Origin of the sequence: Kitasatospora sp. NPDC058965 (assembly GCF_042741245.1) — a bacterium.
In the GTDB taxonomy this organism is placed as follows: domain Bacteria; phylum Actinomycetota; class Actinomycetes; order Streptomycetales; family Streptomycetaceae; genus Kitasatospora.
Genome location: NZ_JBHYKG010000315.1, coordinates 1 through 9661 on the forward strand (window position 1 = coordinate 1; position 9661 = coordinate 9661).

Annotated in this window: 11 protein-coding genes; 8 read left to right on the plus strand and 3 right to left on the minus strand. The window is 73.9% G+C overall.

Annotated features, from left to right (window positions below):
* Positions 1-53 precede the first annotated feature (53 nt).
* The 5 genes from ACFW1A_RS33775 (at position 54) to ACFW1A_RS33795 (ending at position 3722) form a co-directional block, all read left to right on the plus strand.
* The gene (locus ACFW1A_RS33775; protein ID WP_380415861.1) at positions 54-578 is read left to right on the plus strand and encodes a hypothetical protein; all 525 of its coding nucleotides are present in this window, start codon (positions 54-56) and stop codon (positions 576-578) included.
* 88 nt (positions 579-666) lie between these two features.
* Positions 667-1503 (plus strand): DUF4097 domain-containing protein, encoded by an 837-nt coding sequence (locus ACFW1A_RS33780; protein WP_380415863.1) that lies wholly within the window; start codon positions 667-669, stop codon positions 1501-1503.
* A gap of 70 nt (positions 1504-1573) precedes the next feature.
* Positions 1574-2560 (plus strand): ATP-binding cassette domain-containing protein, encoded by a 987-nt coding sequence (locus ACFW1A_RS33785; RefSeq protein ID WP_380415865.1) that lies wholly within the window; start codon positions 1574-1576, stop codon positions 2558-2560.
* Positions 2557-3342 carry an ABC transporter permease gene (locus ACFW1A_RS33790; RefSeq protein WP_380415867.1) on the plus strand — a complete coding sequence of 262 codons (786 nt, stop codon included), beginning with the start codon at positions 2557-2559 and terminating at the stop codon, positions 3340-3342. The genes ACFW1A_RS33785 and ACFW1A_RS33790 overlap by 4 nt, the downstream gene beginning before the upstream one ends.
* 83 nt (positions 3343-3425) lie before the next feature.
* Complete coding sequence (locus tag ACFW1A_RS33795) at positions 3426-3722, plus strand: putative quinol monooxygenase (RefSeq protein ID WP_380415869.1); 297 nt, start codon at positions 3426-3428, stop codon at positions 3720-3722.
* 9 nt (positions 3723-3731) lie between these two features.
* Here ACFW1A_RS33795 and ACFW1A_RS33800 read toward each other — a convergent pair whose 3' ends face one another.
* The 3 genes from ACFW1A_RS33800 to ACFW1A_RS33810 all read right to left on the minus strand — a co-directional run bounded on the left by ACFW1A_RS33800 (position 3732) and on the right by ACFW1A_RS33810 (position 6987).
* Entirely contained in the window at positions 3732-4964 is a 1233-nt protein-coding gene (locus tag ACFW1A_RS33800) for an MFS transporter (protein ID WP_380415871.1), read from the minus strand.
* Between the two features lie 72 nt (positions 4965-5036).
* Complete coding sequence (locus tag ACFW1A_RS33805) at positions 5037-5603, minus strand: Uma2 family endonuclease (RefSeq protein ID WP_380415873.1); 567 nt, start codon at positions 5601-5603, stop codon at positions 5037-5039.
* A gap of 112 nt (positions 5604-5715) precedes the next feature.
* On the minus strand, positions 5716-6987 hold the full coding sequence (locus ACFW1A_RS33810; protein WP_380415875.1) for an MFS transporter: 1272 nt from the start codon (positions 6985-6987) through the stop codon (positions 5716-5718).
* Positions 6988-7074: 87 nt separating this feature from the next.
* Between ACFW1A_RS33810 and ACFW1A_RS33815 the strand changes: the two genes are divergently transcribed.
* The 3 genes from ACFW1A_RS33815 to ACFW1A_RS33825 form a co-directional block, all read left to right on the plus strand.
* Positions 7075-7965, plus strand: coding sequence for a LysR family transcriptional regulator (locus ACFW1A_RS33815; RefSeq protein WP_380415883.1), 891 nt, complete (start codon positions 7075-7077; stop codon positions 7963-7965).
* Positions 7966-8070: 105 nt separating this feature from the next.
* Entirely contained in the window at positions 8071-9219 is a 1149-nt protein-coding gene (locus ACFW1A_RS33820) for an adenosine deaminase (RefSeq protein WP_380415877.1), read from the plus strand.
* A 200-nt stretch (positions 9220-9419) separates the two neighbouring features.
* The coding region (locus ACFW1A_RS33825) for a hypothetical protein (protein WP_380415880.1) at positions 9420-9661 on the plus strand (242 nt) is incomplete at its 3' end.

The window sequence follows — 9661 nt, forward strand, 5'->3', positions numbered from 1 at the left end:
CTATGGCGCCATATGGGCTGGACATGGCGCCATAGTGGTGCCATATTTGAGGCATGGACCTCACGCCCTATGTCGAGAACCTCCGTCGGGAGCTCGCGGTCGCCGCGGCTGCCGGTGGGGAGGATGCCCGCGAGCTGGCCGAGCGGCTCACGGCGCCGTTGGAGTCGGCGGCCCGGTTGACCCTGCTCGGTGCGCTCTCCGCCGCGATGGGCGAGGTGACGCAGGAGTTGGCGCCCGGTTCGGTGGACGTGCGGCTGCGCGGGGTGGACCCGGAGTTCGTGGTGTCGTTGCCGCCGGCCGACCTGGTGTCGGACGGTGCCATGATGGCGCCTTCGATGCCATCGGTGGCGCCAGTGGTGCCACCGGCCGAGGGGGACGAGACCGGTACCGCCCGGATCAACTTCCGACTGCCGGCCCACCTGAAGTCCCGGGTGGAGGACGCGGCGGGCCAGGAGGGCCTGTCGGTCAACGCCTGGCTGGTCCGCGCCGTCGCCACCGCGCTGGAGCCCGCCGACCGCGGCCCCGGCGCCACCACCCGCCGCCGCGGCGGCCAGACCTTCACCGGCTGGGTGCGCTGACCGGGCGACCCCGGGCACCGCAGCCACTCTCACCTTCACCCGCCTGACCTGCGGGAACACCTTCACGAGCCAAGAGGACGGGACAGTCATGCCTTCGTACGAGACCACCGGACCGGTCACCGCCACCATCGAGTTCGACGTCGCCAAGGTGCGGATCACCGCGAGCACCCGCACCGACGCCGTGGTCGAGGTGCTGCCGGCCGACGGCGCCAGCGAGCGCGACGTGCAGTACGCCCAGCGGACCACGGTCAGCTACGCGGCCGGCCGGCTGCTGGTCAAGGGTCCGAAGAACCGCTCGCCCTTCGGCAAGGTCGGCTCGGTGGACGTCACCGTCGAGCTGCCGGCCGGTTCCGAGGTGCAGGGCACCCTGGCGCTGGGCGACTTCCGCACCGAGGGCCCGCTCGGCGACTGCCGGCTGAAGACCGCGGCCGGCGACCTGCTGGTGGACGAGGCCGCGGCCGCCGTGCTGCGCACCGCGCACGGGGACGTGACGGTGCAGCTGGCCACCGGGGACGTCGAGGTGAACGGCGGCGGCCGGATCGAGCTCGGCCGGCTGCTCGGCGCCGCGACGGTGAAGAACAGCATGGGCGACACCTCGGTGCGCGAGGTGGCCGGCCAGCTGGTGGCCAAGAGCGCCAACGGCCGGATCACCATCGGCAGCGCCGCGGGCAACGTCGAGGCCAAGACCTCGAACGGCGCCGTCCGGATCGGCGAGGTGGTCGGCGGCCAGGTGGTCGCGAACACCGGGATGGGCGAGATCGAGATCGGCATCCGGGAGCGGACCGCGGCCTGGGTGGACGCCTCCACCGGCCTGGGCACCGTGCGCAACGCGCTCGGGTCCGCCGAGGGCCCGCAGGACGCCGAGCGGACCGTCGAGCTGCGGCTGCGCACCGGTCTCGGCGACATCGTGATCAACCGCGCCTGACCCGCCCCCGCCCACCGCCCACCGATCCCGCCCACTGATCCCCGATCCCGATCCCCGAGAGGCGAGCTCCGTGACCAGCACGATCGGCAGCAGTACCGCCCCCGCCGGCGCCGGCAGCGCACTCCCGGCCGCGATCAGCGCGGTCGGCCTGGCCAAGTCCTACGGCGACAAGGTGGTGCTCGACGGCATCGACCTGTACATCCCCGAAGGCACCGTCTTCGCCCTGCTCGGCCCGAACGGGGCCGGCAAGACCACCACCGTGCAGATCCTCTCCACCCTGATCCCCGCCGACGCGGGCGCGGCCCAGGTGGCCGGGTACGACCTGGCCGCCGCCCCCGACGCGGTGCGCCGCGCGATCGGCGTCACCGGCCAGTTCGCCGCGGTGGACAACCTGCTCACCGCCGAGGAGAACCTGCTCCTGATGGCGGACCTGCAGCACCTGCCGCGCCGCGAGGGCCGGCGCCGGGCGGCCGCCCTGCTCGACCGGTTCGACCTCGCCGAGGTCGCCCGCACACCGGCCGCCACCTTCTCCGGCGGCATGCGCCGCAAGCTGGACCTGGCGATGACGCTGGTCGGCGAGCCCCGGGTGATCTTCCTGGACGAGCCGACCACCGGGCTGGACCCGCGCAGCCGCCGGACGATGCGGGAGTTGATCCGCGACCTGGTCGAGCGCGAGCGGGTGACCGTCTTCCTGACCACCCAGTACCTCGAAGAGGCCGATCAGCTCGCCGACCGGATCGCCCTGCTGGACCACGGCCGGCTGATCGCCGAGGGCACCGCCGAGGAGCTCAAGCGGCTGATCCCCGGCGGCCACCTGCGGCTGCGGTTCGCCGACCCGGCCGAACTCGACGCCGCCGCGGCCCTGTTCGCCGCCTCGGCGCGGGACGACGAGGCGCTGGCGCTGCGCGTCCCCGGCGACGCCTCGGTCACCGCGCTGCGCGCCGTGCTCGACACCCTGGACGCCGCCGCAGTGCGCGCCGAGTCGCTCACCGTGCACACCCCCGACCTCGACGACGTCTTCCTCACCCTCACCGGCCGCAAGGAGCACGCGCGATGAGCAGCCTGTCCCACGCCCTCGCCGACTCCACCACCATGGTGCGGCGCAACCTCAAGCACGCGCAGCGCTACCCGTCGCTGACCTTCGCGGTCGTGGTGATGCCGGTGGTCCTGCTGCTGATCTTCAACTACGCCTTCGGCGGCGCGCTCGGCGCCGGCATCGGCGGTCAGGCGGCCGGCGGCCACTACATCGACTACCTGGCCCCCGGGATCATCCTGATGGCGGCCACCGGGGGCTCGCTGGGCGCCGCGATCGGCGTCTGCACCGACAAGACCGAAGGGATCGTCAACCGGTTCCGGACCATGCCGATCTCGAAGGCCTCCTTCCTCACCGGCCACGTGGTCGGCGGGGTGATCCAGACCATGGCCAGCATCGTGCTGGTGGTCGGGGCGGCCCTCGCGATGGGCTTCCGCCCGACCGCCGGCGTGGTGGAGTGGCTGGCCGCGACCGGTCTGCTGACCCTGCTGGTGTTCGCGCTGACCTGGATCGCCGCGGCGATCGGCCTGGTCGCGAAGACACCCGAGTCGGCCAGCAACCTGCCGATGCCGATGCAGTTCCTGCCCTTCTTCGGCAGCGCGATCGTGCCGACCGCCACGATGCCCGTCGGCCTGCGCTGGTTCGCCGAGTACCAGCCGTTCACCCCGGTCATCGAGACCCTGCGCGGCCTGCTGCTGGGCGCCGGGATCGGCAGCGCCGGGCCGGTGGCGGTGGCCTGGTGCCTGGGCCTGACCGCCCTCGGTTACGCCTGGGCCCGCTCGGCCTTCCGCAGGCTGGGGCGGTGACCGGACCGGAGCCTCCGGTCGGGAAGCAGGGCCGGGCTCAGGATGTTGACCGGGTGTCGGATCGCGAACGAGGGGAGTCCCAGGTGTCCGAGCGGGTCCATGTGATCGCCGTGCTGAAGGTCAGGCCGGAGCGGGTGGCGGAGTTCCGTGAGCAGGCGGCCAAGACCGAGGCGGCCAGTCGGGCCGAGGCGGGGTGCCTGTCCTACACGAACTTCGTGGACCCGGGTGATCCGGCGAGCTGGGTGGTGGTCGAGGAGTGGGCGGACCGGGCCGCGCTCGACGCGCACCTGGGCAGCGCGCACCTGCAGGAGTCGCTGGGCCGCACCGCCGAACTGCTGGCCGGGCCGCCGACCCTGAAGATCCTCACCGAGGCCGGCTGAGCCCGCCCGCTACTCGCGCAGGCCGCGCCACCCGAGCAGGGTGGCGCCGGCCAGCGCCACCGCGGAGATCGAGAAGCCCTCGCGCGGGCCCACGTGCTGCGCGGTCCAGGTGAGCAGCAGTGAGGTGACCGGCAGCGTCCCGGTGATCGAGGCGCCCCACAGGCCCATCACCCGGCCGCGCAGCTCGGCCGTGGTGCGCAGCTGGGCCAGGGTGTTGGCGCAGGCGATGAACCAGATCGAGGTGGCCCCGGTGGCCACCATCGCGGCGAAGGCGAGCGGCACCCACGGCGCCCAGGCCACCGCCAGCACCGAGCCGACGGCGGCCAGCGCCAGCCACCGCACCAGCACCCCGTCCGGTGACGGACGGCTCGCCGCGAGCAGCGCCCCGACCAGCCCGCCCGCCCCGAAGGCGGCCATCAGAGCGCCGTAGCCGCCGCCGCCCAGGTGCAGCGTGCGCACGGCGAGGGCGGGCAGCGAGGTGCTCATCGAGAAGATCAGTCCGCTGGCCGCCGCCATCGGCAGCAGGGCCCGGATCACCGGGGTGCGCCAGGCGTAGGAGAAGCCGTCCCGGGCCCGCACCCGGTGGCCCGGCCTCGTCCCGGCCGACTGCTCCGCACCGCTCGGCGGGATCAGCCGGGCGAGCACGAAGAGCGGCGCGCAGTAGGAGAGCGCGTTGGCCGCGAAGCAGGCCGCCGGGCCGCTGGTGGCCAGCAGCAGGCCGCCGATCCCGGGGCCGATCACTCGGGAGCCGTTCAGCGCCACCTCCCACAGGCCCACCGCGCTGGCCACCGCCTCCCGGCCGACCAGGTCCACCACGTAGACCTGCCGGGCGGGGGAGTCCACGGTGGTGACCACACCGGTCAGCACGGTGGCGCCGAGCACCAGCCAGAGGTTCAGCCGGCCGGACACCGCGAGCAGACCGAGCGTCAGGCCGACGGCGAGCAACAGCGCCTGGGTGACCAGCAGCAGCCGCCGCCGGTCCAGCCGGTCCACCAGCACCCCGGCCCACGGGCCCAGCAGCAGCATCGGCCCCCAGTTGCACACGGTCACGGCGGCCAGCCACTCGGCGTTCCCGGTCTGCGCGAGCACGAACCAGGAGACGGCCACCGCCTGCGTCATCGATCCGGAGGCGGAGGTGAGTTGCCCCAGGAACCACCACCGGAAGCTGCGCCCGCGCAGGGCGTCGGCGATCCGGGCCATGCTGCCGGCCGGCGCGCCCGTGGTCCTGGTCGCGGTCGTCATCGCCCCTCCCCGCTAGGTGGTCCAGACCCTAGCGAGGTGGCCACGGGGCGGCGAGGGGGTTTCGCGATGCGGTCAGGAGGACGGGGCGGCGTAGGTCAGCAGCGAGTCGGTGTCGATGGTCCAGGGGCCGACGGCGATCCGGTCGCCGAAGACGAACTTCTCGCGGGAGGTGTAGCCGGGTTGCGAGTGCACGATGCCGGTGCCGTCCCGCGGGTCGACCAGCAGGTAGTGCGGGATGCCCATCGCGGCGTAGTCGCGGACCTTGTCGTCGTAGTCGTTCTCGGGGTTGCTGCGGGACACGATTTCCACGGCCAGCAACACTTCGTGCGGCAGCACCGCAGCCTCCTCGCCGCGGAGGGTCGCCTCCGGGAAGACCATCAGATCCGGTCGTCGTAGACGTCCCAGGCCGCTGTCCTCCAGATCTGCCCCCGCGTAGGCGATGTACCCCGGGTGTGTGGCCGCGAGTTGCGAGCTGAGCTGACGTTGGACCTGGAGGATCGCGAGCTCGTGGCGCTTGACCGGCGACATCATCATGACGATCTGGCCATGAGCAATCTCTATGGCGCCGAGTCCTGGGACCTGCGGCAACTGGTCGGCGATGGCGCGGAGCTTGGCGAACGTCTCGGCGTCGATGCTCATACCGGCAGCGTACCCAGTGCCAACGGCCGCCGCGCCGCCGTTCGGAGCTGCCGGGGCCGCCGGGCCGCCGGCACCGGACCGCGCCCGGGGCGGGGCCAGGTCGCACGGCGCGTCACGCTGCCAGGGTGCTCGCCACCGCCGTCCGCCGGGCCGCCGCCGCGCGCCGGGTGGCGTACAGGGTGACCCCTGCGGCGAGGGCCATCGCGGTCAGACCGACCGCCGCCGAGCCCGGCCAGCCCACCGCGTGGTACGCGTCGGCGCCGAGGGTCCCGCCGAGGCTGTTGCCCAGGTAATAGGCGATCAGGTACAGCGCCGAGGCCTGGGCGCGGCCGTGGGTGGCGGTGCGGCCCACCGCCGACGAGGCGGTGGCGTGGCCCGCGAAGAAGCCGGCGGTGATCAGCACCAGGCCGAGCAGGACGCCGGCCAGCGAGGCGGAGAGGGAGAGCAGCAGGCCCGCCGCGGTGCAGCCGATCGCGACGTACAGCGCTCCGCGCCGGCCGAGGCGCCCGGCCAGGCGGCCCGCACCGGCCGAGGTGGCGGTGCCGACCAGGTAGACCACGAAGATCGAGGCGGCCACCGACTCCGGCAGGTGGAACGGGGCGGCGATCAGGCGGAAGCCGACCGTGGTGTAGACGGCGCCGAAGACGGCCATGAAGAGCATCCCGAGCGCGTACAGCCGCAGCAGCAGCGGATCGCGCAGGTGCCGGCCGACGGTGCGGGCCAACGCCCCGGCGTCCACCGCGGTGCGCCGGAAGTGCCGGGCCCGGGGGATCAGCAGTCGGAAGGCGCCCGCCGCCGCCAGCGCCAGCAGGGCCGAGGTGGCCAGCCCCCAGCGCCAGCCCCAGGCGGCCCCGGCCCAGCCGGCCACCAGGCGCCCGCCCATCCCGCCGATGCTGTTGCCGGCCACGTACAGCCCCATCGCCGAGGCCAGCGCGCTCGGGTGCACCTCCTCCGCCAGGTAGGCCATCGCGGTGGCCGGCAGTCCGGCCAGCGCCGCCCCCTGCAGGGCGCGCAGGGCGACCAGGGTGCCGAGCCCGGGGGCGAACGGCAGCGCCAGCGCGATCACCGAGGCGGCCAGCACCGAGGCGGTCATCACCGCGGTGCGTCCGAACCGGTCGGAGAGGGCGCTGGCCGGCAGCAGCGCCAGGGCCAGGCCGAGGGTGGCGGCGCTGGCGGTCCAGCTGGCCTGACCCGGGGTCAGGTCCAGGTCGGCGGAGAGCAGCGGCAGCAGACCCTGGGTGGAGTAGAGCAGGACGAAGGTGGCGATCCCGGCGGCGAACAGCGCGAGGTTGGAGCGGCGGAAGTCGCGGTGGCCGGGGCGGAGCCTCAGATCGGGGGCGAGGGCATCCGAGGCGGCGGATGCCCTGGTATCGGCAGCAGGCATGACACGAACGTAGCCCCGGCCCGTTCGATGCGTCCAATGCATGAATGAGCGAGAATCCATACTGTGCTGCATGAATCCACCGCCGCCCTGCTGGCTCCCCGACTCGCCCGGTTCGCCGCCGTGGCCCGGCTCGAACACATCACCCGGGCCGCCGAGGAGCTGGGCGTGCCGCAGCCCACGCTGTCCCGCGCGATCGCCCGGCTGGAGGCGGAGCTGGGCGTCGCGCTGCTGCGGCGCGAGGGCCGCGCGGTGCGGCTGACCCGGGCCGGCCGCCTGCTGCTGGACTCGGCCGAGCGGGCGCTGGCGGAGCTGGAGCGCGGGGCGCAGGCGGCCAGGGCCGAGGCCGACCCGGAGACCGGGCGGGTGGCCTTCGGGTTCCTCCACACCCTGGGGACGGACGTGGTGCCCGCACTGCTGCGCGGCTTCCGGGCCGAGCACCCGCGGGTCCGGTTCCAGCTGGTGCAGGACTACTCGGCCTCGATGCAGGACCGGATGCGGGCCGGCGAGCTGGACCTGTGCCTGGTCTCGCCGATCCCGGCCGACCCGGACCTGACGGCCCGTCCGCTGGACGAGCAGGTGCTGCACCTGGCGGTGCCGGCCGACCACCGGCTCGCGGGGCGGCGCCGGATCCGGCTCGCCGAGGTGGCCGAGGAGCCGTTCGTCGCGGTGGCGCCCGGGTACGGGCTGCGGGCGATCAGCGACGAGTTCTGCGCCGAGGCCGGGTTCACCCCGCGGATCGCGTTCGAGGGCGAGGACGCCGAGACCCTGCGCGGCCTGGTCGCGGTCGGGTTCGGGGTGGCGCTGCTGCCGCCGGGGCTGGTGCCGCGCCCGGGGGTGGTGGACCTGACGGTCACCGCGCCGCGCACCCGGCGGGTGATCGGGTTGGCCTGGCTGTCCGGGCGGCCGCTCACCGCGCCGGCCGCCGCCTTCCGCGACTACGCGCTGTCCCGGCGCGGGCGGCTGCTGGACCACGGGTGACGCCCGGCCGCGGGCGCGGCGGCGACCGGACGGACCGAGGGTGAAGCTCGCCGGAAGCGGGTGTGGCCGTTAGGAATCTACGCGCGTAGGCCTTACACTCCCGCAATGGAGAAGCAGACCTCTGTCCCCGCGGGCACCACGGCCCCGCGCATCCCCACCGCCGAGCAGATCCGCCGCGCTCCCAAGGTCGTGCTGCACGACCACCTGGACGGCGGCCTCCGCCCCGAGACCGTCGTCGAGCTGGCCGCCGCCACCGGCTACCAGGGCCTGCCCACCACCGACCCGGCCAAGCTGGGCACCTGGTTCCGCGAGGCCGCCGACTCCGGTTCGCTGGAGCGCTACCTGGAGACCTTCGCGCACACCTGCGCCGTGATGCAGACCCGCGAGGCGCTGATCAAGGTCGCCGCGGACTGCGCCGAGGACCTGGCCGCCGACGGCGTGGTGTACGCCGAGGTCCGCTACGCCCCCGAGCAGCACCTGGAGGGCGGCCTGACCCTGGACGAGGTCGTCGAGGCGGTGCAGGAGGGCTTCCGCCTCGGCGAGGCCAACGCCCGGGCGGCCGGCCACCGGATCCGGATCGGCACCCTGATCACCGCGATGCGCCACGCGGCCCGCTCGCAGGAGATCGCCGAGCTGACCAACCGCCACCGCGACAACGGCGTGGTCGGCTTCGACATCGCGGGCGCCGAGGCCGGCTACCCGCCCACCCGCCACCAGGGCGCCTTCGACTACCTCAAGGGCGAGAACAACCACTTCACCATCCACGCCGGCGAGGCCTTCGGCCTGCCCTCGATCTGGGAGGCGCTGCAGTGCTGCGGCGCCGACCGGCTCGGCCACGGCGTGCGGATCACCGACGACATCACGGTGGCCGAGGACGGCTCGGTGCAGCTGGGCCGGCTCGCCGCCTACGTGCGCGACAAGCGGGTCCCGCTGGAGATGTGCCCCACCTCCAACCTGCAGACCGGGGCCGCCAGCTCCTACGCCGAGCACCCGATCGGCCTGCTCACCCGGCTCAAGTACCGGGTCACGGTGAACACCGACAACCGGCTGATGAGCGGCACCAGCATGAGCCGTGAGTTCGCCCACCTGGTCGAGGCCTTCGGCTACGGGCTGGACGACATGCAGTGGTTCACCATCAACGCGATGAAGTCGGCCTTCCTGCCCTTCGACGAGCGGCTGGCCATGATCAACGAGGTGATCAAGCCGGGGTACGCGGAGCTCAGGTCCGAGTGGCTGTTCGGCGGCGCGGCCTGATCCCGGGAGGTGCTGACGAATCGTCACATCCGTTCGCTCATACGGTATGACGGTTCACTCCCAGGGATTAGCCGTCTTTGGTCCGCGTCCGGCCGAGTGTCTACGGTGGGCCAGTCACTGCTGACACCGGTGCGGCGGCACACCCGTGGGTTGCCCCCGGCTGCCCGGCACCGGACCGACGAGGACACGAGGACGCACTCATGAAGCAGGCCACTCTCAAGGCTGCCGGTACCGCCGCGCTCGGCCTGGCCATCGCGGCGGCCGCCGCGGGGACCGCCTCGGCCGCCGCCGGCGGTCTCAGCGCGCTCCCCACCGGCGCGCTGCCGGACACCGGTGGCCTGACCGGCAGCCTGAGCAAGGCGCCGGCGGTCGGCGGCCCGGTCTCGCAGACCACCGGCCTGCTCAACCCGGGCGCGGGCACCCCCGCCCAGGCGCCGGCCCC

What these genes read in the sequence shown, in the direction of transcription:
- ACFW1A_RS33775 (WP_380415861.1), top strand. Translation starts at nt 54, where the DNA reads ATGGACCTCACGCCCTATGTCGAGAACCTCCGTCGGGAGCTCGCGGTC.
- ACFW1A_RS33780 (WP_380415863.1), top strand. Translation starts at nt 667, where the DNA reads ATGCCTTCGTACGAGACCACCGGACCGGTCACCGCCACCATCGAGTTC.
- ACFW1A_RS33790 (WP_380415867.1), top strand. Translation starts at nt 2,557, where the DNA reads ATGAGCAGCCTGTCCCACGCCCTCGCCGACTCCACCACCATGGTGCGG.
- ACFW1A_RS33800 (WP_380415871.1), bottom strand. Translation starts at nt 4,964, where the DNA reads ATGACGACCGCGACCAGGACCACGGGCGCGCCGGCCGGCAGCATGGCC.
- ACFW1A_RS33805 (WP_380415873.1), bottom strand. Translation starts at nt 5,603, where the DNA reads ATGAGCATCGACGCCGAGACGTTCGCCAAGCTCCGCGCCATCGCCGAC.
- ACFW1A_RS33810 (WP_380415875.1), bottom strand. Translation starts at nt 6,987, where the DNA reads ATGCCTGCTGCCGATACCAGGGCATCCGCCGCCTCGGATGCCCTCGCC.
- ACFW1A_RS33820 (WP_380415877.1), top strand. Translation starts at nt 8,071, where the DNA reads ATGGAGAAGCAGACCTCTGTCCCCGCGGGCACCACGGCCCCGCGCATC.